25 protein-coding genes, 2 tRNA genes and 1 pseudogene are annotated in these 25,181 nt (G+C 63.1%); 11 read left to right on the top strand and 17 right to left on the bottom strand.

Translation table 11 applies throughout. The annotated features are described in order from the left end of the window. Positions 1–38: 38 nt before the first annotated feature. From AO268_RS19970 to uvrB, 4 genes are all read right to left on the bottom strand, one after another. Positions 39–114, bottom strand: a tRNA-Glu gene (locus AO268_RS19970). Between the two features lie 78 nt (positions 115–192). Beyond that, positions 193–268: transfer RNA gene (locus AO268_RS19965), tRNA-Ala, on the bottom strand. Positions 269–415: 147 nt separating this feature from the next. Further along, complete coding sequence (gltX, locus tag AO268_RS19960; RefSeq protein ID WP_076961357.1) at positions 416–1,897, bottom strand: glutamate--tRNA ligase; 1,482 nt, start codon at positions 1,895–1,897, stop codon at positions 416–418. Positions 1,898–2,076: 179 nt separating this feature from the next. After that, positions 2,077–4,092 (bottom strand): excinuclease ABC subunit UvrB, encoded by a 2,016-nt coding sequence (uvrB, locus tag AO268_RS19955; protein WP_076961344.1) that lies wholly within the window; start codon positions 4,090–4,092, stop codon positions 2,077–2,079. A 343-nt stretch (positions 4,093–4,435) separates the two neighbouring features. Here uvrB and AO268_RS19950 point away from each other — a divergent pair, with 343 nt between their 5' ends. Together AO268_RS19950 and AO268_RS19945 are read left to right on the top strand one after the other, a co-directional pair. Then, the gene (locus AO268_RS19950) at positions 4,436–5,632 is read left to right on the top strand and encodes an amino acid aminotransferase (protein WP_099169593.1); all 1,197 of its coding nucleotides are present in this window, start codon (positions 4,436–4,438) and stop codon (positions 5,630–5,632) included. Between the two features lie 105 nt (positions 5,633–5,737). After that, the gene (locus AO268_RS19945; RefSeq protein ID WP_057438594.1) at positions 5,738–5,947 is read left to right on the top strand and encodes a hypothetical protein; all 210 of its coding nucleotides are present in this window, start codon (positions 5,738–5,740) and stop codon (positions 5,945–5,947) included. Here the strand turns inward: AO268_RS19945 and ptrR are convergent. After that, positions 5,944–6,825, bottom strand: a complete 882-nt coding sequence (ptrR, locus tag AO268_RS19940; protein WP_076961342.1) for a putrescine utilization regulator PtrR — start codon at positions 6,823–6,825, stop codon at positions 5,944–5,946. The genes AO268_RS19945 and ptrR overlap by 4 nt on opposite strands. A gap of 104 nt (positions 6,826–6,929) precedes the next feature. Between ptrR and AO268_RS19935 the strand changes: the two genes are divergently transcribed. From AO268_RS19935 to AO268_RS19925, 3 genes are all read left to right on the top strand, one after another. Then, positions 6,930–8,321 (top strand): aldehyde dehydrogenase family protein, encoded by a 1,392-nt coding sequence (locus tag AO268_RS19935; RefSeq protein ID WP_099169592.1) that lies wholly within the window; start codon positions 6,930–6,932, stop codon positions 8,319–8,321. Positions 8,322–8,403: 82 nt separating this feature from the next. Beyond that, complete coding sequence (locus AO268_RS19930; protein ID WP_099169591.1) at positions 8,404–9,267, top strand: sensor domain-containing diguanylate cyclase; 864 nt, start codon at positions 8,404–8,406, stop codon at positions 9,265–9,267. A gap of 255 nt (positions 9,268–9,522) precedes the next feature. Further along, positions 9,523–9,759, top strand: coding sequence for a DUF6124 family protein (locus AO268_RS19925; RefSeq protein WP_076961339.1), 237 nt, complete (start codon positions 9,523–9,525; stop codon positions 9,757–9,759). On the opposite strand, the gene AO268_RS19920 is transcribed toward AO268_RS19925, so the two are convergent. After that, positions 9,756–9,989: a hypothetical protein gene (locus tag AO268_RS19920; RefSeq protein WP_076961338.1), complete on the bottom strand. Its 234-nt coding sequence runs from the start codon at positions 9,987–9,989 to the stop codon at positions 9,756–9,758. The genes AO268_RS19925 and AO268_RS19920 overlap by 4 nt on opposite strands. Before the next feature lie 226 nt (positions 9,990–10,215). Between AO268_RS19920 and AO268_RS19915 the strand changes: the two genes are divergently transcribed. Next, on the top strand, positions 10,216–11,262 hold the full coding sequence (locus tag AO268_RS19915) for an NAD(P)/FAD-dependent oxidoreductase (protein ID WP_099169590.1): 1,047 nt from the start codon (positions 10,216–10,218) through the stop codon (positions 11,260–11,262). Positions 11,263–11,281: 19 nt separating this feature from the next. Here AO268_RS19915 and AO268_RS19910 read toward each other — a convergent pair whose 3' ends face one another. From AO268_RS19910 to AO268_RS19890, 5 genes are all read right to left on the bottom strand, one after another. After that, positions 11,282–11,497 (bottom strand): cytoplasmic protein, encoded by a 216-nt coding sequence (locus tag AO268_RS19910; RefSeq protein WP_232243855.1) that lies wholly within the window; start codon positions 11,495–11,497, stop codon positions 11,282–11,284. Between the two features lie 67 nt (positions 11,498–11,564). Continuing rightward, positions 11,565–12,266 (bottom strand): glutamine amidotransferase, encoded by a 702-nt coding sequence (locus AO268_RS19905; protein ID WP_099169589.1) that lies wholly within the window; start codon positions 12,264–12,266, stop codon positions 11,565–11,567. Between the two features lie 41 nt (positions 12,267–12,307). Beyond that, positions 12,308–12,586 (bottom strand): Rho-binding antiterminator, encoded by a 279-nt coding sequence (locus AO268_RS19900; RefSeq protein WP_076961334.1) that lies wholly within the window; start codon positions 12,584–12,586, stop codon positions 12,308–12,310. A 10-nt stretch (positions 12,587–12,596) separates the two neighbouring features. Beyond that, complete coding sequence (locus AO268_RS19895; RefSeq protein ID WP_076961333.1) at positions 12,597–12,851, bottom strand: DUF2024 family protein; 255 nt, start codon at positions 12,849–12,851, stop codon at positions 12,597–12,599. A gap of 32 nt (positions 12,852–12,883) precedes the next feature. Further along, a complete protein-coding gene (locus tag AO268_RS19890; protein ID WP_076961332.1) occupies positions 12,884–13,114 on the bottom strand; it encodes a thioredoxin family protein in 231 nt (76 codons plus the stop codon). A gap of 115 nt (positions 13,115–13,229) precedes the next feature. On the opposite strand from AO268_RS19890, the gene AO268_RS19885 reads away from it, so the two are divergent. The 4 genes and pseudogenes from AO268_RS19885 to AO268_RS19870 form a co-directional block, all read left to right on the top strand. Further along, a complete protein-coding gene (locus AO268_RS19885; protein ID WP_076961331.1) occupies positions 13,230–13,799 on the top strand; it encodes a MarR family winged helix-turn-helix transcriptional regulator in 570 nt (189 codons plus the stop codon). Beyond that, positions 13,796–14,482: an MOSC domain-containing protein gene (locus tag AO268_RS19880; RefSeq protein ID WP_099169588.1), complete on the top strand. Its 687-nt coding sequence runs from the start codon at positions 13,796–13,798 to the stop codon at positions 14,480–14,482. The genes AO268_RS19885 and AO268_RS19880 overlap by 4 nt, the downstream gene beginning before the upstream one ends. A gap of 147 nt (positions 14,483–14,629) precedes the next feature. Next, positions 14,630–14,797, top strand: coding sequence for a DUF2986 domain-containing protein (locus AO268_RS19875; RefSeq protein WP_076961329.1), 168 nt, complete (start codon positions 14,630–14,632; stop codon positions 14,795–14,797). Between the two features lie 69 nt (positions 14,798–14,866). Next, a pseudogene (locus AO268_RS19870) lies at positions 14,867–14,941 on the top strand (glutathione S-transferase); the annotation flags it as partial. Positions 14,942–14,955: 14 nt separating this feature from the next. On the opposite strand, the gene AO268_RS19865 reads toward AO268_RS19870, so the two are convergent. The 6 genes from AO268_RS19865 to AO268_RS19840 all read right to left on the bottom strand — a co-directional run bounded on the left by AO268_RS19865 (position 14,956) and on the right by AO268_RS19840 (position 24,095). Then, the gene (locus AO268_RS19865; protein ID WP_099169587.1) at positions 14,956–17,013 is read right to left on the bottom strand and encodes a methyl-accepting chemotaxis protein; all 2,058 of its coding nucleotides are present in this window, start codon (positions 17,011–17,013) and stop codon (positions 14,956–14,958) included. Positions 17,014–17,191: 178 nt separating this feature from the next. Next, positions 17,192–17,887, bottom strand: a complete 696-nt coding sequence (locus AO268_RS19860; RefSeq protein ID WP_099169586.1) for a tRNA (adenine(22)-N(1))-methyltransferase — start codon at positions 17,885–17,887, stop codon at positions 17,192–17,194. Between the two features lie 83 nt (positions 17,888–17,970). Further along, positions 17,971–18,456: a DUF2165 family protein gene (locus AO268_RS19855; protein WP_099169585.1), complete on the bottom strand. Its 486-nt coding sequence runs from the start codon at positions 18,454–18,456 to the stop codon at positions 17,971–17,973. A 10-nt stretch (positions 18,457–18,466) separates the two neighbouring features. Continuing rightward, entirely contained in the window at positions 18,467–19,906 is a 1,440-nt protein-coding gene (locus AO268_RS19850) for an efflux transporter outer membrane subunit (protein ID WP_099169584.1), read from the bottom strand. Then, positions 19,903–23,004: a MexW/MexI family multidrug efflux RND transporter permease subunit gene (locus tag AO268_RS19845; RefSeq protein WP_076961324.1), complete on the bottom strand. Its 3,102-nt coding sequence runs from the start codon at positions 23,002–23,004 to the stop codon at positions 19,903–19,905. Before AO268_RS19845 ends, AO268_RS19850 begins: the two co-directional genes overlap by 4 nt. After that, positions 23,001–24,095 (bottom strand): efflux RND transporter periplasmic adaptor subunit, encoded by a 1,095-nt coding sequence (locus AO268_RS19840; RefSeq protein ID WP_099169583.1) that lies wholly within the window; start codon positions 24,093–24,095, stop codon positions 23,001–23,003. Before AO268_RS19840 ends, AO268_RS19845 begins: the two co-directional genes overlap by 4 nt. Positions 24,096–24,203: 108 nt before the next feature. Here AO268_RS19840 and soxR point away from each other — a divergent pair, with 108 nt between their 5' ends. Beyond that, a complete protein-coding gene (soxR, locus tag AO268_RS19835; protein ID WP_099169582.1) occupies positions 24,204–24,698 on the top strand; it encodes a redox-sensitive transcriptional activator SoxR in 495 nt (164 codons plus the stop codon). Positions 24,699–25,181: the final 483 nt, after the last annotated feature.

Raw genomic sequence — 25,181 nt, 5'->3', positions numbered from 1 at the left:
TCGCGGCGCAGCAGACCTTGCGAGCTGCTTGTTGAAACTGGCGTCCCCTAGGGGACTCGAACCCCTGTTACCGCCGTGAAAGGGCGGTGTCCTAGGCCACTAGACGAAGGGGACAAAACCTTCTGTACAACATGATCAAGCTGGGCCTGATCGATTCAAGGACGGTGTGGCCAGAACCTTGAACCTGTAAATTGGTGGAGCTAAACGGGATCGAACCGTTGACCTCTTGCATGCCATGCAAGCGCTCTCCCAGCTGAGCTATAGCCCCTCATCGGTGAGGACGGGGCGAATCTTAATGGCGCTTTGAAGGGCTGTCAAATTTATTTTCAACAATTTTCAAAATTTTTTGCCGGGATAACAATCACTTACCATCAAAACCCCGGAAAGCCGGGGTTTTGACCTTGGCAACGCTTAACTAGGCGATAGCACCCAGCAGCTTTTCCCATTCCTTGTTTTCTTTCTTCGACACACCGCCCAGCAAATCAAGGGCTTGGCGCAGACGGAAACGGGTCAGGTCAGGGCCGAGGATTTCCATCGCATCGAGTACCGACACCGAACTGGCTTGCCCGGTAATGGCGGCAAACATCAGCGGCATCGCATCGCGCAGTTTCAACTCCAGAGACTCGACCACCGCCTGGATCGTCGCAGTGATGGCATCCTTCTCCCACTGGCGCAGGCTTTCGAGCTTCCACAGGATCAGCTGCATTAACTGACGAACCTGATCGCCCGAGAGCTTCTTGGACTCGAACAGCTTAGGATCCGGGCTCACCCCACCGGCAAAGAAGAAGCTGGCCAGCGGCGCGACCTGGCTGAAGGTTTCCACCCTGCCCTGCACCAACGGGGCGATCTTCATCATGTACTCGGGGTTCAACGCCCACTGCTGCACGCGGCTGGCGAATTCTTCCACCGGCAGGTCCCGCAGCCATTGGCCATTGAGCCACGACAACTTCTCGATATCGAAGATCGGCCCGCCCAGGGAGACGCGGGACAAGTCGAAGTGATCGACCATTTCCTGCAGCGAGAACTTCTCGCGCTCGTCCGGCATCGACCAGCCCATGCGGCCCAGGTAGTTGAGCATCGCCTCGGGCATAAAGCCCATGCGCTCGTAGAAGGTCACCGAGGTCGGGTTCTTGCGCTTGGACAGCTTGCTCTTGTCCGGGTTACGCAGCAGCGGCATGTAGCACAGCTGCGGCTGTTCCCAGCCGAAGTATTCATAGAGCAGGATCAATTTAGGGGCCGACGGCAGCCATTCTTCGCCACGCAGCACATGGGTGATGCCCATCAGGTGGTCATCGACCACGTTGGCCAGGAAGTACGTCGGCAGGCCATCGGTCTTCATCAGCACTTGCATGTCCATGCGATCCCAGGGGATCTCCACGTCGCCACGCAGCATGTCGGGCACCACGCACACGCCTTCGCTCGGCACCTTCATGCGGATCACATGCGGCTCGCCGGCGGCCAGGCGCTGGGCCACTTCTTCTTTCGACAGCAGCAGCGCACGGCCATCGTAGCGCGGGGTTTCGCCACGGGCCTGTTGCTCGGCGCGCATCTGGTCCAGTTCCTCGCTGGTGCAGAAGCACGGGAAGGCGTGGCCCATATCGACCAGTTGCTGGGTGTACTGCTTGTAGATGTCGCTGCGCTCGCTCTGGCGATACGGGCCGTGCGGGCCACCGACATCCGGGCCTTCGGCCCAGGTAATGCCCAGCCAGCGCAGGGCATCGAAAATCTGCTGTTCCGACTCACGGGTCGAACGCACCTGGTCCGTGTCTTCGATCCGCAGGATGAATTCACCGCCGTGCTGCTTGGCAAAGCAGTAGTTGAACAAGGCGATGTAGGCAGTACCGACGTGGGGATCCCCAGTAGGCGATGGCGCGATGCGCGTGCGGACGGTGGTCATGGCGAGTCTCGAATGGGCAATAAAGCTGAAAATAAAACAAGGGGCGAATGGTAACAGCCCCAAGCCCCCCGGCTCCAGCATGGGCCGATCAATACCTGCGGCGCTCGCTCTTTGGACGCAGAGCGTCCTGGGCGGCGTTACCACGCAGAGCGTGGGAACGATCGCCCGGCCCTGCACATTCAGACAGTCAGCAAGCGCTCACGCAACTTGCCAATCTCATCGCGCATCTGCGCCGCCGCTTCAAACTCCAGGTCCCGCGCCAGTTGGTACATCTTCTCTTCCAGTTGGCGGATACGCTTGGTGATTTCACTGGGCGAGCGCAGTTCGTTTTCGTACTTGGCATTTTCCTCGGCGGCCTTGGCCATGCCTTTGCGCTTCTTGCTGCGCGAACCGGGCACGGTGGCGCCTTCCATAATGTCGGCCACGTCCTTGAACACGCCCTTGGGGGTGATGCCATTGGCCAGGTTGAACGCAATCTGCTTGTCGCGGCGGCGCTCGGTCTCGCCGATGGCCCGTTCCATGGAACCGGTGATACGGTCGGCATACAGGATCGCGCGGCCATTGAGGTTACGTGCCGCCCGGCCGATGGTCTGGATCAAGGAGCGCTCGGAGCGCAGGAAACCTTCCTTGTCCGCGTCCAGGATCGCCACCAGCGACACCTCGGGCATGTCCAGGCCTTCGCGCAGCAGGTTGATGCCCACCAGCACATCGAACGTGCCCAAGCGCAGGTCGCGGATGATCTCCACGCGCTCCACGGTGTCGATGTCCGAGTGCAGGTAACGCACGCGCACGCCGTGGTCGGCCAGGTAGTCGGTGAGGTCTTCGGACATGCGCTTGGTCAGCGTGGTAACCAGCACCCGCTCTTCCAGGGCCACGCGCTTGGTGATTTCCGACAGCAGGTCATCGACCTGGGTCAGGGCCGGGCGGATCTCGATTTGCGGGTCGACCAGGCCGGTGGGGCGCACCAACTGCTCGATCACCCGGCCAGCATGCTCGGCCTCATAGTTGCCCGGCGTGGCGGACACAAAGATGGTCTGCGGGCTGATGCTTTCCCACTCGTCAAAACGCATCGGCCGGTTATCCAGCGCCGAGGGCAGGCGGAAGCCGTACTCCACCAGGGTTTCCTTGCGCGAACGGTCGCCTTTATACATGGCGCCGACTTGCGGCACGCTGACGTGGGATTCGTCGATCACCAGCAAGGCGTCTGCCGGCAGGTAGTCGTAGAGGGTCGGCGGCGGCGCACCGGACTCACGGCCCGACAGGTAGCGCGAGTAGTTTTCGATGCCGTTGCAGTAGCCCAGCTCGAGGATCATCTCCAGGTCAAAACGCGTGCGCTGCTCCAGGCGCTGGGCTTCCACCAGCTTATTGTTGGCGCGCAGGTATTCGAGGCGCTCGGCCAGCTCGGCCTTGATCCCTTCCATGGCATCCAAAAGGGTTTCACGGGGCGTCACATAGTGGCTTTTGGGGTAGAAGGTAAAACGTGGCAGTTTGCGGATCACCTCGCCGGTCAACGGGTCGAAGGCCGACAGGCTCTCGACCTCATCGTCGAACAACTCGATACGGATCGCTTCCAGGTCCGACTCGGCCGGGTAGATATCAATCACATCGCCACGCACCCGGAAGGTGGCGCGGGCAAAGTCCATGTCATTGCGGGTGTATTGCAGGTCCGCCAGGCGCCGCAGCAAGGCGCGCTGGTCGAGTTTGTCGCCGCGATCGACGTGCAGCACCATCTTCAAATAGGTTTCCGGGCTGCCCAGGCCGTAGATGCACGAGACCGTGGTGACGATGATTGCGTCCTTGCGCTCCAGCAGCGCCTTGGTCGCCGACAGACGCATCTGCTCGATATGGTCGTTGATCGACGCATCCTTCTCGATAAAGGTATCGGAGGACGGCACATAAGCTTCCGGCTGGTAGTAGTCGTAGTAGGAAACGAAGTACTCCACCGCGTTGTTCGGGAAAAACGCCTTGAACTCACCGTATAACTGCGCAGCCAGGGTCTTGTTCGGCGCCAGCACCAGGGTCGGGCGGTTCACCTGGGCGATGACGTTGGCAATGCTGAAAGTCTTGCCGGAGCCGGTCACCCCGAGCAATGTCTGGTGGGCCAGGCCGGCTTCGATGCCTTCGACCATCAGGCGGATGGCCTCGGGCTGGTCGCCGGCCGGTTCAAAGCGGGTGACTAGTTGGAAATCCGACATAACGTACCTCTTGAAGTCACCCCAGACTGTAAACCCGTCGGGGACGAAAAAGACCACGGCCCGCTCAATTCCAGAGCAGGCCGTAGGAAAAAACCATGATAACTGTAGAAGTGGAGACGAATGTGACGGGTTTCAAGGTAATCGCCCTACATGCCGCTGGCCGTCAATATTGCAATAAGACTAACGGTCGATAAATAAACCGAAAAACTTGGCCGAAAAGCCGTTTCGGCTGTCGCCGCGAGCGGTGTTGGCCTCTATACTAGCTCCCCGTTTGTGCACCGCTCTAGTGCATTCGGCTGGAGCGCGACACGTCCCTCCATTCCCCCATAGAGCTGCCGCAAAAATGAGCCTGTTCTCCGCTGTCGAAATGGCACCACGCGATCCTATCCTGGGCCTCAACGAAGCATTCAACGCCGATACCCGTACCACCAAGGTCAACCTTGGCGTAGGCGTTTACTGCAACGAGGAGGGGAAGATTCCACTCCTGCGTGCCGTTGCCGAAGCGGAAGCCATTCGCGTGGCGCAACACGCCGCCCGTGGCTACCTGCCGATCGATGGCATTGCCGCCTACGACCTGGCCGTACAGAAGCTGCTGTTTGGCGCCGAGTCGCCATTGCTGAGTGCTGGCCGCGTGATCACCGCCCAGGCTGTTGGCGGCACCGGCGCGCTGAAAATCGGTGCCGATTTCCTCAAGCAGTTGCTGCCCAATGCCGTGGTCGCCATCAGCGACCCGAGCTGGGAAAACCACCAGGCGCTGTTTGAAAAAGCCGGCTTCCCGGTGCAGACCTATCGTTACTACGATGCCGCCACCCACGATGTAAACCGCGCCGGCCTGCTGGAAGACCTCAACGCCCTGCCCGCCCAGTCCATCGTGGTGCTGCACGCCTGCTGCCACAACCCGACCGGCGTCGACCTGAGCCCGGCCGACTGGAAAGACGTGCTGGAAGTGGTCAAGGCCAAGAACCTGGTGCCGTTCCTCGACATGGCCTACCAGGGCTTTGGCGACGGTATCGACGAAGATGCCGCCGCCGTGCGCCTGTTCGCCGAATCGGGCCTGACCTTCTTTGTGTCCAGCTCGTTCTCCAAATCGTTCTCGCTGTACGGCGAGCGTGTGGGCGCCCTGTCGATCGTCAGCGAGTCGAAAGAAGAAAGCGCGCGCATCCTGTCCCAGGTCAAGCGCGTGATCCGCACCAACTACTCCAACCCGCCGACCCATGGCGCGGCGATTGTCGCGGCGGTGCTCAACAGCCCGCAACTGCGCGCCCAGTGGGAAGCCGAACTGGCCGAAATGCGCCTGCGCATCCGCGACATGCGCGAGCAGATGGTCAGCGAACTGGCCAAGGCCGCGCCAGGCCACGACTTCAGCTTCGTCGGTCGCCAGCGCGGGATGTTCTCCTACTCCGGCCTGACCGTAGAGCAGGTCACCCGCCTGCGCAACGAGTTCGGTATCTACGCCCTCGACACCGGCCGCATCTGCGTGGCGGCGTTGAACCAGGCGAACATCGGTGCCGTGACCAAGGCGATTGTGCAGGTGCTGTAGGCCTGATCGCGCAGCCAGAAAGGGGAAGCCAATGGCTTCCCCTTTCTATTTGCGGCGCCCACCCCCTAGACTGGACACCGATTGCCCCTTTGCTGTGAGAGCCCTATGAGAAACGACGACCTGGACCTGCGTGCCGACCGCGACGAACTGGACCACTTCACCCCACGCACGCCCCCAGCCAAACGGCAAAAAAGCCTGGTGCTGCAAGTGGCCCTGGGCGTCTTCCTTGGCGGCCTGGCCCTGTGGCTGGTGCAGCTGGGCGCCACGGCGCTGATGGCGAAACTGGCGATGGGCACCCTGCAGTTTGGTGGCTAGCTTGCCGGCTCCTGCAGGGGAATGCGTTCCTCCAGCAGTTGCACAAAGCTGTCCAGACTCTGCGACACCGTACCCCGGCGCCAGATCAGCCAGGTGTTCAGCAAACGGAACTCATCTGCCAACGGCCACACACTCACCGTGGTAAACCCCGGCATGCTCTCCAGCATACTGCGTGGCATCAGCGCCAGCCCTGCGCCGGCACTGACGCAGGCGAGCATGCCGTGGTACGACTCCATCTCGAAAATCTTCCCCGGCACCGCGTCGTCCTGGGAAAACCAGCGCTCAAAGTGGTGCCGATATGAGCAATTGGAACGAAAGGTATAGATGCTCGCCCCGTTCACATCCTGGCCACGGGTGATCGGCGCGTGGTGCAGTGGCGCAATCACCACCATCTCTTCTTCAAACACCGCCACGCCTTCCAGGGTCGGATGCAAGACCGGGCCATCGACAAACGCCGCTGCCAGCCGGCCCGATAGCACGCCTTCGATCATGGTCCCCGAGGGCCCGGTGGTCAGGTCCAGTTCGACCTTGGCGTGTTTCTGGTTGTAGGCCGCCAGCAATGCCGGGATACGCACGGCGGCAGTGCTTTCCAGCGAGCCCAGGGCAAAAGGCCCCTGGGGCTCCTCCCCCGCCACGGTGGCGCGGGCCTCTTGCACCAGGTCGAGAATGCGCCGCGCATAGCCGAGGAAATTCCAGCCAGCAGGCGACAGGCGCAGTCGACTTTTCTCACGGATAAACAGTTCGACGCCCAAGTCCTGCTCCAACTGCTTGATGCGCGTGGTCAAGTTCGACGGCACCCGATGAATCAACTGCGCGGCGGCGCTGATGCTGCCTTGCTCGGCCACGGCCTTGAAAATTTCCAGTTGCACCAGATCCAAGTCATTCTCCAATCGTGAACGTATTACTTAATATTATTCAGTTCCCGGAAAAGGTACAGCGTCGTACGCTGGTATCCTTCCCAAATACTGCGCAGGACGGTGCCATGAACGCCATTACTCACCAGACCCATGCCTTGTCGATCAACCCCGCCACTGGCGAAACCGTCGGCCGCTACCCGTACCAATCCGCCGCGCAACTGGACGCCGCCCTCACCCGCGCCAGCACCGCCTTCCGCCACGGCCGCAACACGCCTGTGGCACAACGCGCGGCATTACTCCTGGCCCTGGCCGGCGCCCTGCGTGAACAGGCCGAAGCGATGGCGCAAATGATCACCCTGGAAATCGGCAAACCCATCGCCCAGGCCCGTGGCGAAATCGAGAAATGCGCCCTGCTGGCCGAATGGTACGCCGCCCACGGCCCGGCCATGCTCGCCCCGGAGCCGACCCTGGTGGACAACGGCAGCGCCCGGATCGAATACCGCCCACTGGGCCCGATCCTCGCCGTCATGCCGTGGAACTTCCCCGTATGGCAAGTGCTGCGCGGCGCCATACCGACCCTGCTCAGTGGCAACACCTACGTGCTCAAACACGCACCCAACGTGATAGGCAGCGCCTACCTGATGCAACAGGCTTTCCACAAAGCCGGCTTTGCCGAAGGCCTGTTTGAAGTGATCAACGTCACCCCGGACGGCGTGTCCAAGGCCATCGCCGACCCACGCATCGCCGCCGTGACCCTGACCGGCAGCGTGCGCGCCGGCATCGCCATCGGCGCGCAAGCCGGCGCCGCGCTGAAAAAGTGCGTGTTGGAACTGGGCGGCTCCGACCCCTTTATTGTGCTCAACGACGCCGACCTCGACGCCGCCGTGCAAGCCGCGGTGATCGGCCGCTTCCAGAACTGCGGCCAGGTCTGCGCCGCCGCCAAGCGCCTGATCATCGAGCAAGGCGTGGTCGAAGCCTTCACCGCCAAGTTCCTTGAAGCCAGCCGCCAACTGGTGATGGGCGACCCGACATCAAGCGACACCTATATCGGCCCCATGGCCCGCTTCGACCTGCGCGACGAGCTGCACGCACAAGTCCAGGCGACCCTGGCCGAAGGCGCCACCCTACTGCTGGGCGGCCATCCCGTCGAAGGAGCGGGCAACTATTACGCGCCCACCGTCCTGGCCAATGTCACCGACCAAATGACCGCGTTCAAACAGGAACTGTTCGGCCCCGTGGCCTCGATCATCAGCGCCCGCGACGCCGAGCATGCCGTGGCCCTGGCCAACGACAGCGAGTTCGGCCTCACCGCCAGCATTTTCACCACTGACGCAGCCAAGGCACGGGAGATCGCCAACCAATTGGAAACCGGCGGGATCTTTATCAACGCCTACAGCGTGTCCGACCCTCGGGTAGCGTTTGGCGGGGTGAAAAAGAGTGGGTTTGGCCGCGAACTGTCACATTTCGGCGTGCGGGAATTCTGCAATGCGCAGACGGTATGGGTAGATCGGCGGTAGGCCGATCGTCAAGATTCCTCGTGGCCCGCTTGCGGGTTCGGGATATGATCAGGCCGTTATATGAACCGGACTCCCCTGAACCATGCCCGTTGACCTGCAAGCGCTTTATCCCAAACTGATCCACCTGATGCTGGATACGGTTTTCGTGGTCGACAGGGACAACCAGATTGCATTTGTCAGCGACGCCTGCGAGGCGCTGCTCGGCTACCGTGCCGACGAACTGACCGGGAACCTGATCACCGACTATATGCACCCCGAAGACCTGGCGGCCACCCGGGCCTCGATTATCCGGGTGATGAACGGCCAGCCCCACGTGGATTTCCGCAACCGCTATTTGCGCAAGGATGGCAGCGTCGTGCATATCCTGTGGGCGGCGTTCTGGTCTGCGGATGTGGGCGCCAGGATCGGCGTGGCGCGGGACATCACGGCCCTCACCCAGGCCGAGGAAGAACTGCGCTTCCTCGCCCATCACGACCCACTGACGGCCCTGACCAACCGCTCGCTGTTCAATGATCGCCTGGACTCGGCCTTGCGCAACGCACGCCGGCAAAAGAGCACGCTGGCCTTGCTGTTCCTGGATATCAATGACTTCAAGGGCATCAACGATGTGCACGGGCATGTCGCGGGCGACCGCGTGCTGTGCACCATTGCCCGACGCCTGGAAGCCTGCGTGCGCGGGACCGACACCGTGGCGCGGATGGGCGGGGATGAATTCACCGTGCTGTTGACGGACCTCCAGTCAGACGACACGGTGAGCGAAAAGGTGCAGCAGATTCTCGCCATCATGGCCGAGCCCCTGGGCCCCGAGTTTGGCCCGGTGAAAATGCCGTCGTGCAGTATCGGCGTGGCCCGGTACCCGGCCGACGGGGAAGATGCCGATACCCTGCTCAGCCATGCCGATGGCGATATGTACCGGGTGAAGAAACTCCAGCGCGCGGCAGGGTGAAGAGGCCGCTACACCCCTCCCTCAAACAGCCACACAACCTTGCTCCGTTGCCTACGGTCACGTCAGAATCCGCCGGCTTGTGTGCTTGGGTAGACGTGCTTAAGGTTGCGCGGTCATCAACATTTAGGTGATCGGGTTTAGTAGCCTGAGGGGGCGCCGGCCTTGGTTTGGATTCCCCCGGTCGACCAACCTGCGCGCAGCTGCACCCTTTTGTTTAGTAGCTCAAGGATGGAGGCCACCCTCAGGAATTCAAACATGTACAAGGTCAAACCAGGTTCAACCCTGTTCAGCGTCGCTCCCGACGCCAGCAACGAAACCCTGATCACCAACAGCTACGAGACCTTCACCTCAGTCAGCACCTTGCTGCTCGTCCTGTCCGACGACCTGAACGGCAAACACCGGGACATCGCCCTGGCTATCTACCAACTGAGCGAACTGGGCGTCCTGCTCACGGCCAAGCTCCTCGACCGCGAAACGCCCTGCCTCGGCTAGCCCTGCAACTCACCTGCCCGATGACTCGCCGCGTCGTCATACGCGACATACAACGACTCGGCGACCTGGCTTTTGATGGCTTTGCTGGCCTCCAGCCCCAACACAAACCCTTCGGCCTTGCCGCCAGCGCGGTTCAGGTCTTCAAGGGTGCTGGCGCCGGTGATCGCGTCCAGCAACTTGGCCGCGTGCGGGCCAACCCCCTTGGGCAGGCTGATCTGGTCGATGCTCATTGCGACACCTCGGACGAGGCTGGGGATGGGGTATTGCGGGTTAACAAGGTCATGTGCGGTACCTAAGAGAGCTTGGGGCCGATAGCGCGTGTAACCACTGCCGGGATGGCATGGTAGACCGGGATGGGTGAAAAGGGTTGATTTCGCCCCATAAACGATCAGGATCCCCTGCCATAGGATTGCTCACCTTGCATAGCATCGTCAGGTCAATGGAGCCTCGGTCGACATGGAAAACACGCTAAACAAACGAATCGTTGTCATTGGTGCCGGCATCGTGGGAGCGTCCCTGGCCTATCACCTGGCGGAGAAAGGCGCGAAGGTCAGCCTGGTCGAGGCTCAAGAGATAGCCTCTGGAGTGACCGCCACTTCATTCGCCTGGATCAACGCCAACCACCCTGGCCCCGACCCCATTGCACCATTACGCAATGCGGCGATAGCCGAATACCACCGACTCGAAACCCAGTTGCCTGGGCTGCAGATACGCTGGACGGGCGCCTTGTCTTACAGTGGGTTGTTACCGGCCCCGACAGGCCGGGTGTCACGCTCACAGATTCTTGACCTAGAACCCAACCTCAAGCACCCCCCTCAATATGCAACGTACGTGGCCGAAGAAGGCGCGCTGGACGCGGTGGCCGCCACCCATGTGTTGATCGCCGGCGCCCGGGCGCATGGGGCCACGGTGCTCACTCAGACCCCCGTACTCGGTTTTACAACCGAGGGTGGGCAGGTGACGGGAGTCAAGACCCCCAAGGGCATCATCAAGGCCGATCTCGTTGTACTGGCCGCCGGGACAGGCACCGTGAAACTGGCAGACATGCTGCAACTCTCCCTGCCCATAACCGCCTCTCCCTCCATCTTCATCCGCTACAAGCCACAACCCCAGCTTGTGCATACCCTTATCTCCAGCCCTGACATGGAAGTGCGCCAAAGCGCGGATGGCACGCTACTGGCGGCAGAGGATTACCTGGACGACGCCCTGGAAAACCAGCCAGGAGCGATAGCGCTGCGAACGGCCAAGGCCATCCACAATGAACTCAAGGGGGTGGTTGCGCTTGAACCGCAATTGGCCTGTGTCGGGCTCAGGCCAATACCTGCCGATGGCATCCCCATCATTGGTTACCTGCCCAAGGTGCGGGGCGTTTATGTTTGCGCGATGCACCCCGGGGTCGCACTGGCTGCGGTCGTGGGCCGGCTGGCCAGTGAGGAGATGATTGACGAGAAGGAATCAGATGCGCTTGGGGCCTGTCGTCCAGATCGTTTTTTCCAAGAGTAGGAAATGCCTGTGCCATCACCTAGGGCAAGGCAGCCCGCTTGAAAACCGGTTCGCTGTACAGGACTCGAACCCCATCCGGGCCGCTTTCAAGCAACCGGCGCTCGCTGTCGGCAACCAGGAGTTCAACGCTGTAACCGGCACCCGCCAGGCAGCGCGCAATTTCCTGCACGGCCTCATGCGCCCACGGGGTGGCGGATTCAAAATGCCCTAACAGCCTGTCGCTGCTATTAATCATGAGTCGGTATCTATTCATTGTGTTCTCTCAACATTATTCGGCGCGAAGGCGCATAGGGTGATACACGCTATACCGGACGGCAAGCCTCCAACCAGCGCGTGATTACCCGGCAAGCCGCGCTGGCCAGGTCGGGCTGCGTCGCATGCGCCTGGGCGCGCAGGGTGCGCGGGTCGATGCCGGCTTGTTGCAGCTCGCTGGCGTGGCCCACCAGCCAGCTTTCTATCCGTGAAGGATCGGCCTCCAGATGAAACTGCAAGCCCAACACGTGCTGGCCAAGGGCGAAGGCCTGGTTTTTACCGATGGCCGTGGAGGCCAGGTGGTCGGCACCACGGGGTATATCGAACTGATCACCATGCCAGTGCAAGACAGCCACACGGTCCAGCGCAGCCAGGGGCGAGGCGTGTCCGGCGGCGGTCAGGGCAAGGGGGGCAAAACCGATTTCCTTTTGGCCCAGGGGGTAGACACTGGCACCCAGGACGCGGGCGATCAATTGGGCTCCCAGGCAGATGCCCAGTAGCGGTCGGTTGCTGGCCAGGCGTCGGCGCAGCAGCTCCTGTTCAATGGTTAAAAAGGGATACAGCGCGTCATCGTAAGCGCCGATGGGGCCACCCAGAACCACCAGCAGCTCCGGGCTTTCCACATCCAGTCCAGCGAGGTTATCCAGGGTGGCATCGACATACTGCACCTGATAATCCAGTTCGTGCAGCAGCGGTTCCAGCGTCCCCAGGTCCTCAAAGTGCAGATGGCGAATGGCAAGGGCGGTTTTCATGGTGGGCCTCTCGATCAATCCAGTGATATGTAAAACACGGTTCAGACCGCGCAGTGACTTCCCGCCAGCTCGATACGGCCAAAACTGGCATGGGGCTCAAGCGCCGTGATCGCCAGCAGTTGGTCGAGACGTAGTTCGACCGGCTCGTCATCGCGGTGCAGCACCAAAAATTCTTCCTTGCTCGCCGCAGTCCGCGTCGTCAGCGCCCTGGCTGCGAAGGTACGCCCATCGACGGTTTCGATCAGCAGGCGGTAACGATACAGGCAAGCGATCTCCAGGTAGTCGTGCAAATCGCAGTGCAGGGGCTGATACGCGTTCATGGCGTGTCTCCTAGCAACCTTCCAGGGGAATGATGTAGTAGCCCTGCCCTGTAACGGCTGCAGCGATTTCGGGGTGAGCCGGCTCACTGTGGCAGAACTGGCACCGGCTCTGTTCGATATCGGCATCCTGCACGCCGCGCGTGGCCATCCAGTCGCGGGCGTACTGGGTCGCGCGGGCCTGATCGGTGCCTTCAATCAGCACATCGAAATGCAGGTAACGGCCCTCGCGGGTACGCACATGGGTGTCGAATACATTGACTCTCATCACTTTTCCTCCTTCAGGTAGCCCGCTGCGCCTTACTTCAGGTCGTCGATGGACGCACCGAAATTCAGATGCAGCACCTGGTCATCGTGAACAAACGCGGGGACCGACTTGACCCCGGCCAGTTCGGCTTCAGCAATGCGCTGGGGTTGTTCGCCAAGGTGGACAACCTCGACCTTGAGAGCCGGATCCAGCAGGTTGAGCAGGGTCTGCTCGGCGGAAATACACACGGAGCAGCCGGCGTGGTAGAAGCGTGCTGTGGACATGTTGAGTCTCCTTCGTTGACTTGGTATCGGATCGACACCTGGCGCCAGATTACCCTCACCTCGCCATTTGTCAATATAGTATTTAATCGATACTATGTATCGACAGGAGTGACTTATGTCCGACACAACCCTTTTCGATCTGCTTGAAAGACTCGCCAGCCTCAGCCGCATCTGGTTCCGCCAGCATCCGCTGCTGGCCGAGTTGCAACCCATCCAGTTGAGCGCACTGATGTACCTGGCGCGCTGCAACCGCTACTCCAATACGCCGTTGGGCGTGACCGACTACCTGGGCCTGACCAAGGGCACGGTGTCGCAGTCGCTCAAGGCGCTGGAGGCCAAGGGGCTGATCGTCAAAACCCAGGATGCGCGCGACAAGCGCAGCGTGCATCTGCAGTTGACCGACACGGCGCGCAGCCTGCTGGACGCTTTGTTGCCGCCGGACTTCCTCGCCGCCGGTGAAGCGCGCATGGGCGCACGCGGCGCGCAACTGGAGGCGCTGTTGGGCGAGTTACTGCGTGAAGTGCAGCGCAGCGCGGATGTGCCCAGTTTCGGCCTGTGCCGCACCTGTCGCTTCCACCAGCAGGCCGGGGACCTGCCGTTCTGCGGTCTGACCCAGGAGCCTCTGGCGCCAAGCGACGCCGCGCTGATCTGTCGTGAACATCAAACCCCGGAGGTCCCTGCATGAGCTTGCCCACCATTCGCCTCGACACCCTGCTCACCGGTCGCGCACAGCCATTCACCCGCCCGGGCTCGCAGAGCGCCATCGACAAACAGCCGCGACACGGCCAACTCAAGCTCTCCACCCTCGGCCTCAGCGGCGACGAACAGGGTGACCTGCGCATCCATGGCGGGGTGGAAAAAGCCATTCACCACTACCCACTCGAACACTACGCTCTTTGGGCCGACGAGTTGGGCGCCCATCCATTGCTCGCGCAGCCAGGGGCGTTTGGCGAGAACTTCAGCACCACCGGCTGGAGCGAGCATGATGTCTGCCTGGGCGATCGTATCCAGGTCGGGACGGCACTGCTTGAGGTGTCCCAGGGGCGTATGCCGTGCTGGAAGCTCAGTGACCGCTTCGCCGTCCCCCAACTGGCCCTGCGCGTGCAGCAGTCGGGCCGCACGGGCTGGTACTACCGGGTGCTGGAGGAAGGCCTGGTGAGTGCGGGCGACAACCTGCAAATGGTCGAGCGGCCATTTGCCGACTGGTCACTGGCACGTTTGTCCGCCGTGCTGTTCGACAAACGGGTGGAGCCCGAACTGCTGCGCGAATGCCTGGCCCTGCCGTTGGTGCCCTCGTGGCGGCGTACGCTGGAGCGGCGGCTGGAGAAAGGCCTGATCGAGGACTGGGCGCCCCGCCTGCAGGGCTGAACCCCATAGGGCTCTGCTATAACTGGGGCTTGGTGGTTGACGACGTCGCGTCGCCGGGTGCTTCGCCAGCCAGCCGGCGCCTACAGAAGCATTCGACCAGGGTGTTGAACTGATATCATCCAGGCATTAACGCGCTGAGTAGAAAGCATGAACCGTCGTAAGAAACTCAATCAGATATTGAAAGCCAACGCCAAAAAGGCCAATGCCAAACTGGCCCCCAAAAGCAAAGACAAGTACATCAGCAAGGCCGACCGCTTGAAGCTGGAGAGCGACCCCGCCCAGGACACGCCGATTGCCCCTGACACGCCAAGCTGAATCAGGGCACTCTACGCCGGCGCAGCAGTCTGTTCCCAGACACCCCACTCTCGCCTGGCGGAACTTCCCATGATGATTGTTCACCCCCTCAACAACTCACGCTCGCAGCGCATTCTCTGGCTGCTCGAAGAACTCGGCCCGCCCCAGGCGCATGATTTTCAGTCCAGACGAAACCTGGCCGTGTTCCCGCTCAGTGCCCGGCTGCCTTCGCTCAACATGTCTGCGGCTTGATTCACCGCGCGGGCCCCGTCCAGCAGCCGCCCAGCCGCCTGGTCCACCTGCTGGATATTGCCGCTCACCTCATCCGCCGTCGCCGCCTGTTCCTCCACCGCCGCCGCGATTTGCGCCAGGGTATCCGTCACGTGCTGCACCGCGCTGGCAATTTCTCCCAGGCGGCTGCCCAGCCCCGTCACGGACTCTGCATCGCTCAGCGCCTGTTCACAGGCGGCGCCCATCAGGCTGACGGCCTGGCTCACGGTGCTGCGCAAGCTCTCCACAGTGCCGGCGATTTGTGCGGTGGACGCCTGGGTCCGTTGCGACAGGCTGCGCACTTCATCGGCGACAACGGCAAACCCTCGGCCTTGTTCGCCGGCACGGGCCGCTTCAATGGCGGCATTGAGCGCCAACAGGTTGGTCTGTTCGGCAATGTCGCGGATGGTGTCAACCACCGACTGGATTTGCTGGCCCTGCTCGCTGACCTGGCCCAAGGCATTGGCGGTCTCGGTCAGGCGCTGGTTGAGCTGTTGGATGCTGGCGGTCGTGCGCAGACTGTCGCGGCTGCTGTCCTCGGCGATAGAACGGGTCTGCTGAGCGCTGTCTGATGCTTGTTCGCAGCTTTTGGCCACGCCCAGGGAAGTGGCGGCCAGTTGGGTGGCCGCTGCGGCGATCTGGCTGATTTGGTGTTGCTGGTCTTCCACTTCGGTAAGGGTGCTGCCCGATTGTGTGTTAAGGGTTTGCACGGCAGCCCCCAGTTGCTGGGTTTCGTGGTTGACGCCCAGCAGGCTGGTGCGTAGCTGCCTTACCGCAACATTGAGCGCGGTGCTGATCGCCGCCAGTTCGTCGCGCCCGTGCACCGCCACCTCGACGCACAGGTTGCCATCGCGCAAGGACTCGGCCAGGGTGGTGATGCCACTGGCGCTACGGCGGATAGAAGCCTGCAGGCAGATAAACAGGTACAACGCCGCCAGGACCAGCAGGCTGAAGGTCACCCCCACAGGGATCACTTGCGCCAGTGCGCTGTCGCGGTAATCACTCAGGCGCGCATGCAGGGCGTTGAGCGACTGCTTGCGCAATGCGCTCAAGCTGCCCAGCATGTCGTCGACACTGCTGTCGAAAGCGGCGGGGTCGAGTGTGATCGTGTCCCCAGACACGCCGTCGTCCAGGGACTTGAGCTGGTTATCCAAGCGCTGCACGCTCTCGTCATATTGCGTGCTCCAGCTGGCCAGCCCAGGGTACGGGCGGGTTTTGAGCGAGGTCGCAGCCTTGATCAACGAGTCTCGCGCATCGCCTACACGCCCGCGCAGATCGCGCATCTGCAAGCGACCTTGCAAGGTGAACTGCCCGGCGGCGATGGACGACTGACCGATACTGGCCATGCGGCCGATACGCTCAATCAATTCGGGCAACTGCTGGGTGGAGATCTGCATCAGCAGGTAGGTTTCCAGCCAGGGGTCGAGGATCAGGCCGGTGTCCAGGGTGATCTGCTCGCGCAAGGCCTGCATCGCCGTCAACGCAGCGGTGAAGCGATCGTAACCGTCCGGCCACCAGCCCACAGTGCGCAGGGATGAGGTGTCCAGGCCCTTGACTGAGGCCTGCAATGTGTCGAAGCGCGCCTGGGTGTCGGCGCTGGCGTTGTGCTCCTTGAGCGTTGCGCCCAGGGTTTGCAGGTTTTGCACCATACCCGGGGTCAAGGCATCGACTTCGGCCATCGCCGCCTGCGCGGCGGGCGTGGGTTGCGGCTGGGTATCCAGCGCCTTCCAGCGTGCCGCCAGATTGCGCTGCACGATCAACTGAGCATCCAGGGCGTCGAGCACCAGCAGTTGGTGCACACCGGATTGCTCACTGGCAATCACATCAAGCTGGGCACTGTAGTCCTGCTCGACCATCCACAGGCTACCGGCCAAGGGCAGCATGATCAGGATCAGCAAGATCTGGAACTTGCGCGCAAAACCGAAACGCCCAAGCAGGCGGATACCTGGCAACAACACACTGTGCATGTCCGATGACTCCTTCCTTGTGAATAACCGATGCCTTCAAGCCTTGAAATGGCATTGCAACATACATTATCGGCTAGCAGTACCCGAGCATGGCCCGGGCACTGCCAGCCAGGCGGCATGACTCTCTCCAAGGGTATACCAGATGGCACAAAACGCACGCCCAGCGAAGATCAAAGATCTACGCCAGTAACTCAGTGATCCAGCGCACCTCCTGCGCCAGTTCCTGCACCTTCTGTTCGGGCAGTGCTTGTCGCGCCCGGGCCAATTGATCCAGGGTGCGTTGCTTGTAGCGCAGCAGGCGTTGCCACTTGGCCAGGAACGCCGGGCTGCGGGCCTGCATCTGTATCGGGCCGAAATACAGTTGCTCGGCGCTGTAGCTCACCGGCCCGCTGCGCTCGGCAACGATAATTTCGTAATCGAAACGGTTTTCCCGCAGCAGTTCCTCGCAGAGGATGCGATAGCCGTTGTCCATCAGCCACAGGCGCAGCGGTTGTTCGCCGCCGTTGGGTTGCAGGATCAGGCGCTCCCGGCCGCTGAGGTACGCCTTGCCGCGTTCGAGGATGTCACGCAAGGTCTCGCCGCCCATGCCGCAGATGCTCACCGCGTCGATCCGGTCGGCCGGCTCGATGGCCGCCAGGCCGTTGGCCAGGCGCACCTGGATGTGCAATTGCTGGCCGTTGTCGCACACGGTGCGCTGGGCGGCTCGGAATGGCGTCAACGCCACCTCGCCGGCCACCGCCGCGACAATCGCGCCACGGTTCATCAGCGCCACCGGCAGGTAAGCGTGATCCGAGCCGATATCGGCCAGGCGCGCGCCGGCCGGCACCTGCGCGGCCACGCGTTCCAGGCGCACGGACAAGGTGTTTTGGTTCAACGGTTGTTCCTTTTCACGGCACTTTTGCCCTCAGTGCGGGCGCGCATGATGCGCGGTACGCCCGACAGGGTAAAGCGCCGCCGCTAAACCCAGCGCAGGTTAAGCACCACAAACCCCAGCAGCACCCAGACCACCAGCAGCAGATGGGTCAACTGCAGGCCCTCCTGGCGTATCCAGTAGCCAAACCACAGCCCTGCCAGCAGCATCAGCATGACGAACCCCAGGGCAGCACTCAAGGCGAGGTTCAACCAGGGCCGGGCCGCCTCCAGGCCAGTGCCCCATAGCAAGGCGTAGCAGCCAATCCACACCGTCAGCACCGCCCCCGCCTGCAGCAGGATAATCAGGGCCAACGCCAGGCGATGGAGGGTGGCCGACGGGACAGCGCGCACCAGCAACGGCGTGCCGATCGGCGGATGCTCACGCAGCGGCGCCATTGACATCGTGGCCCCCACCGCGCCTGCCGAGCCGGCAAACGCGTGCAGGTTGTTGATCAGGGCAAGGCTCAGCCACAGGCCGAAGCCCAGGCTAAGCACCGTTTGGAAAATCAGCAGCGAGGTAGGGAGATCCATGGTTCACTCCTTATTGAGTGGGCAAGTGCTTGGCGCTGAGCGCCACAGCCGTCGGCGCCCGCCAGGCGAGCGCCTTGTACAGGTCCACGGCATTGCCATAGGACGCGGCCTGCGCCTGGGCAATGGCCTGGCGCAGGCTGAGCAGCTCGCGCAGGTTTTGTTGCACCGATAAATAGCTGCCAGAGCCCGCGCCATAACGGCGCTGGGCGATATCCAGCGCCGCCTCGGCATGCCGCGCCGATTGCACCAGGCCGAGCAGATAGCGCTGATGCTCGGCCAGTTGGGTGATGGCGCCCTCCACTTCTTCCACAGCCACCAGCAGCACCTGTTCAAAATGCGCGGTCTCCCGCTGCGACAGCGCCTGGGCACCCCGCAGCCGCGCCCGCACCGTGCCCAGGTTGAGTGCCGGCCAGGTCAGGCCCGGAGTCAGCTCGAATGCCCGGGACGCACTGCCCAGGTCACCGTCGCGCAAGGCAAAGAAGCCGATAAACCCGCCCAGGTTGAAGCGTGGGTACAGGTCGGCGGTGGCCGCGCCCACATCCTCCACGCGCGCCGCCAGCCGCCGCTCGGCCTGCACCACATCCGGTCGATTGCGGATCAACTGGTCGACATCCCCCAACGGCAATTGCCGCGCCAGTGGCCCCGGCGCCAGGGCGTCGAGTTCGACGCCAACACTGCCCGGCCGCTGCCCCGACAACACCTGCAACCGGTACAGGCTGCGTTGCAGCTGGCTCTGCAGCGGCGCAATCGCCGCCTGGGCACGCAACGTATTGCCCCGGGCACTCTCCAGCTCTTCAGGCAAGCCGCTGCCGGCCTGGTATTGCGCGTCGGTCAGGCCCACGGTCTCTTGCCAACTGCGCACCGCGTCTTGCGCCAGCCGCAGTTGCTCGCGCTGCCCCTGCGCCGCGAAATAGGCGTGGGCCACTTGCGCGGCAATGCTCAGTTGCACCTGTTCGAGGTCGGCCTGGGAAGCCTCGGCACGGGATTGCGCGGCACGGTTCAAGTGGTCGAGACGGCCAAACAAGTCCAGCTCCCATTGCAAGTCCAGGCCGGCACGCCAGGACTCGGACAAGCTGCGGCTGGGCCGCGCGCCCGTCACCGCCTGTTGCTCCAGGCTGCGTTGGTACGCCGCCGTACTGGTGACTATCGGCAGGCGCTGCAACGCTTGCTCGTCGACCGACGCACGGGCCAGCAGCAGGCTCGCACGCGCCTGGCGCACATCGTGGTTATGGGCCACGGCGGCGTCGATCAAGCGCGCCAACTGGGCGTCGTCGAAAAAGCTCCACCAGGCGGCTACCGGCTGCACGGCACGCCCGGCAAAAGCCTCGGCCTGCGGGCTGGCCAGTTGAATCGGCGCGATCTCGGGCGCGTGGTAGTGCGGCCCCACGGAGCAGGCGCCCAGGCTCGCCAGCACGCCCATCAACAGCGGGTAAGGGATAAACGTCTTCATGGGCGCACCTCGACATGCCCTGGCACCAGGTTCTGCTCGGCCTCGGCCAGTTGCTGCTGGCGCAGGCCCTGCACCCGATGGTCACGGGCCAGCCAGGCATAGACAGTGGGAAGGACAAACAGCGTAAACAGCGTGCCAACCAGCATCCCGCAGACGATTACCACGCCCAGGCCAAAGCGGCTCTTGGCCCCGGCACCGTCGGCGAACAGCAGCGGCAGCACGCCGAAGGTCATCGCCGCCGTGGTCATCAGCACCGGCCGCAGACGGATCTGCGCGGCGCGGATAATGGCGCTGACGCGATCAAGGTTCTCGCGCACCTGGATCTCATTGGCGAACTCCACCATCAAGATCCCGTGTTTGCTGATCAAGCCAATCAAGGTCACGAGCCCGATCTGCGTGTAGATATTCAGCGTGGCCCAGCCCAGCGCCAGGGGGATCAGCGCCCCGCAAATGGACAAGGGCACGGTGACCAGGATGATCAACGGATCGACCAGGCTCTCGTACTGCGCCGCGAGCACCAGATAGATCACCACCAGGGCGGCGAGAAACGCCAACACCAGGGCACTGCCCTCCTGCACGTATTGGCGTGACTCGGACTGCCAGTCATGGCTGAATCCCGGCGGCAGTTCGCCGGCCAGTTGCGCCAGCAGGGCCACCGCCTGCCCCTGGGACACACCCGGCGCCGGAATGGCCTGCAAGGTACTGGCGTTCTGCTGGTCGAACTGCAACAAGCGGTTCGGCGCCACCGTGATATCCAGGCGCACCAGCGCCGACAGCGGGATCAACTGGCCGCCCTCGGTACGCACATACTGGCGGGCCAGGGCCTGTGGGGTCAGGCGCTGTTCCTCGGTGCCTTGTGCAATCACATCATAAGAGCGCCCATACAGCGCAAAACGGTTGATGTACTGCTCGCCCACCAGCACCGCCAGGGAATCGCCGATATCGCGCATGCCAATCCCCAGGCTCGCCGCCTTGGCCCGATCGACGGTGACTTTGACCACCGGGTTGTTGTAGTCCAGGTCGCTGTCGACCACGGCAAACAGGCCGCTGTCACGGGCACGCTGCTTGAGGGTTTCCATGGTCTGGTACAGCACCGGGTAGTCCTGGGCGCTGCGCAACACCATCTGCACCGGTAGGCCACCGCTGGAGCCGGGCAACGCCGCCACCTGGAAGGCAAAAATGCTGCTGCCCTCGACCTCGCCCACGGCCTGCTGCAACTGCGCCTGGACCTGCTCGGCCGAGCGCTCACGGGCCTGCCAGGCGCTGAGGTTGATCCCGCCAAAGCTGGCCGCCGGCCCGTCGGTGCCATTGATGATCCAGGTGTCGGTGGTTTCCGGCAGGCTCTCCATGACCCGGTTGAGCTTGCCCGCAAAGCGTTCCGCGTAATCGAGGTTGGCGTATTGCGGTGACTTGATGGCGGTGAGTATCGCCGCCTGGTCCTCGGGCGGCGCCAGTTCGCGCTGCGGCAGGCTGTACAGCCACGGCAGGCTCAGGCACACCAGCACGGCAATACCGCCGCTGATCCAGCGCCGTGCCAGGGAGTGGCCCAACACTCGGCCATAGGCGGCGGCCAACCCGCCAAACACCTGTTCGGCCAACTTGGCCATGCGCCCTTCTTGTTGCCCCGGCTTGAGCAGCAGCGAGCTCATCACCGGCGACAGGGTCAAGGCGACCACGCCCGAGACAATCACCGCTCCCGCCAGGGTCAGGGCAAATTCGCGGAACAGCGTGCCGGTCAGCCCGCCGATCAGGCCGATGGGCGCATACACCGCCGCCAGCGTCAGGGTCATGGCAATCACCGGCCCGGCGATCTCGCGGGCGCCGACCAACGCGGCGGCCACCGGCGTCAGGCCTTCTTCGATATGCCGGTGGACGTTTTCCACCACCACAATCGCGTCGTCCACCACCAGGCCGATAGCCAACACCATCGCCAGCAGGGTCAGCAGGTTGAGGCTGAAACCAAAAAGCAGCATCAAGGCCGCCGCGCCGAGCATCGATAGTGGAATCGCCAGCACCGGAATCGCCACGCTGCGCAGCGAGCCCAGGCACAGCCAGATCACCAGCACCACAATCAGCATGGCCTCCAGCAAGGTGTGCATCACCTCTTCGATGGAGGCCTCGATAAACCGCGCCGTCTCATAGGCCAGGGCCACGTTGACCCCAGGCGGCAGGGTTTGCTGGATCTGCGGCAGCAGTTGGCGAATGCCGTCGACGATCACCAGGGGATTGCCCGACGGCGTGGGGAACAGCCCCAGGTGCACAGCCGGGCGGCCATTCATGGTGGCGCTGGTCTGGGTCGCCGCCGCGCCCAGCTCCACGGTGCCCACATCGCGCAGGCGCACCAGGGCCGTGCCGTCGTTGCGGATCACCAGGTCACGGAAGGCCTCGACGCTGGTCAGGTCGGTGTCGATATGGATATCGGCCAGCACGAATTGGCCACGGATCTGCCCCGGCGTGGCCTGGTAGTTATTGCTGCGCACCGCTTGCGCCACGTCGGCGGCGGTCACCCCGCGCCCGGCCATGCGATCACTGTCCAGCCACAGGCGCATCGCCAGGTGCTGCCCGCCGAAGGTCTGCACCTTGGCCACCCCGTCGATCCCGGAAAACTGCGGCTCGACCACCCGCGACAGGTAGTCGCTGAGCTCGGGGATCGACAGCGTGTCACTGGCAAACCCCACGTAGGCCACGGCGGTGGAGTCGCCGGCCGACAGCTCGACCACCGGGTCGTAGGCATCATCGGGCAAGCGGTAACGCACCTGGTTGACCTTGGCCATGGTCTCGGCCAGCGCCTGGGTCGAGTCACGGTTGAGGGTCATGCGCAGGGTGATCACACTACGCCCCTGCACCGACGACGACGCCAGGTAGTCGATGCCCTCCACCGACGACACGGCCTGGGTGATCGGTTGGGTGACGAAGCCTTGCATCAATTCGGCCGAGGCGCCGGGGTACTCGGTGCTGACGGTGATGGTCGAGCTTTCCAGCAGCGGGTACTGGCGCACCGGCAACTGGCCGAGAGCAAACAGGCCGGCGAGGACGATCAGGCTGCTGACCACCAGGGCCAGCACCGGGCGCCGTACAAAACGGTCGGTGAAGCTCATGAGGCGGGTTTCCCTTCAACGTCCAGGGTGTTTTGCCCGGCGGCTTCGACGGGCATGCCGTCGCTGAGCTTGAGCTGCCCGGAAACCACCACCTGCTCGCCCAGCGCCAGGCCCGAGGTGATTTCCACCTGGCCCTGCCAGCGCTCCCCGGTCGTCACCTGGGCGCGGCGCACACTCAAGGCGCCGGCCGGATCGGCGCTGGCGATAAACACGGTCTGCCCGTAGGCGGTATAGGTGATGGCGGTTTCCGGCACCACCAGCACCGTGGGCGATTGCACCGCCGACAGGCGCACGCTGGCATACATGCCGGCCTGCAACTGCCCGCCCGGGTTGGCCAGGGTAGCTTGCACCCGCACCGAGCGCGACGGGCCGATCAGCGGGTCGATGGCGTTGATCTGCGCCGAGAACTGCTGGCCGGGCAAGGCATCCACCGTGAGCGCGGCAGCCTGGCCGATGCTCAAGCCTGGGGCCGACTGTTCACTCAAGGCGAAATTCACGTGCAGGCGCTGGCCATCCAACAGGCTGGCGATGGCTTCGCCGGTCTGCAGGTACTGGCCTTGATGCACACGACGGATACCCATCTGCCCGGCGAACGGTGCGCGGATGGCTTTTTGTGCAATCCGCGCATCAACCTGTTGCAGCTCGCCCTTGGCCATGTCCAGGGCGGCGGTGGCGTTGTCCAGTTGCTCCTGGGTCGCGACATTCACGGCCTCAAGCTTTTGAATACGCAGGAACAAGGTCTGCGCATTGCGCAGTTGGGCGTGCAGGCGCAAACGGTCGGCCTGTTCGGGGGCGTCATTGAGCTGCACCAGCAACTGCCCGGCCTTGACTGCCTGGCCGGACTCGAAGGCGATCCGCGTGATACGTCCTGCGGTTTCCGCCGCCACCTGCACCTGGTTGGCCGCCTCCAGCTCCCCTGCGGCGAAGGCCTGGCGGGGCGCCTCGCCCTGCCCGACCCTGGCCAGCGCCACCTTGGCCACCGGCCACGTCGCCGCTGCCTGGGTTGAGGGTTGATTGCCCAACCACATGATGACCAGGGCCAGCACACTGACCCCTGCCACGCCCCCACCTACTCGCATCCTTCTGCCCATGCCCTGCTCCGCTCATCCGTAGTGTGTGCGCTGCCCCCCGATGGAAAGCGGTTGCAGCCAAGATCGGGCAGGACTATAAAACCTCAACTTAACTTGAGGGCAACACCCATGGCAGCAGAAAAGAACCCGGACGGTGTGCGCTCCCTCACCATCGGCGAGGTGGCCAGGCGCAGCGGCGTACCGATCTCCACTCTGCACTTCTATGAGTCCAAGGGCTTGATCGCCAGCACGCGCAACGCCGGCAACCAACGGCGCTTCCCGTCGCTGGTGCTGCGCAGCATCGCGATTATCAAGGTGGCGCAACGCACCGGCATCCCCCTGGAAGAGATCAAGCGCGCCATGGGCCGCTATCCGCCGAACAGCAAACTGACAGCCGCGCAATGGGGCGAGATGTCTTCGGCCTGGCGCGACAACCTCAACGAACGCATCCGCACCCTGGAAGCCCTGCGCGACAGCCTGGACAACTGCATTGGCTGCGGCTGCCTGTCGCTCAACGACTGCCCCTTGCGCAACCCGGGCGACAGCCTGGGCCAGGAAGGCCCGGGGCCGAGGATCCTCGAACGCGCCGCCAACGGATCGGAAATACAAGCCTCCAAACCCTGAAAATCAAGGTGGGAGCTGTCGAGCCCCGGCGAGGCTACGATGGCGGCGGCATTGCTGGGAGGGATGCTGGCTGACCCGCCGCTATCGCAGGCAAGCCAGCTCCCACATTGGTCGATGGCGGCGGCATTGCTGGGAGGGATGCTGGCTGACCCGCCGCTATCGCAGGCAAGCCAGCTCCCACATTGGTTCTTCAGGGCATTGGGCAGCGTATGCATCCTGCGGTGGCGGCTGAAATGCAAGCCTCCACCCCCCGAAAATCAAGGTGGGAGCTGTCGAGCCCCGGCGAGGCTGCGATGGCGGCGGCCTTGCTGGGAGGGATGTTGGCTGACCCGCCGCTATCGCAGGCAAGCCAGCTCCCACATTGGATCTTCAGGGCATTGGGCACCGCATGCATCCTGCGGTGGCGGCTGAAATGCAAGCCTCCAACCCCCGAAAATCAAGGTGGGAGCTGTCGAGCCCCGGCGAGGCTGCGATGGCGGCGGC

The organism is Pseudomonas sp. ICMP 8385, from assembly GCF_002699915.1.
GTDB classification, from domain to species: domain Bacteria; phylum Pseudomonadota; class Gammaproteobacteria; order Pseudomonadales; family Pseudomonadaceae; genus Aquipseudomonas; species Aquipseudomonas gessardii.
Note: the sequence above shows the minus strand (reverse complement) of the source record. Positions and strands in the feature narration are given on the sequence as shown.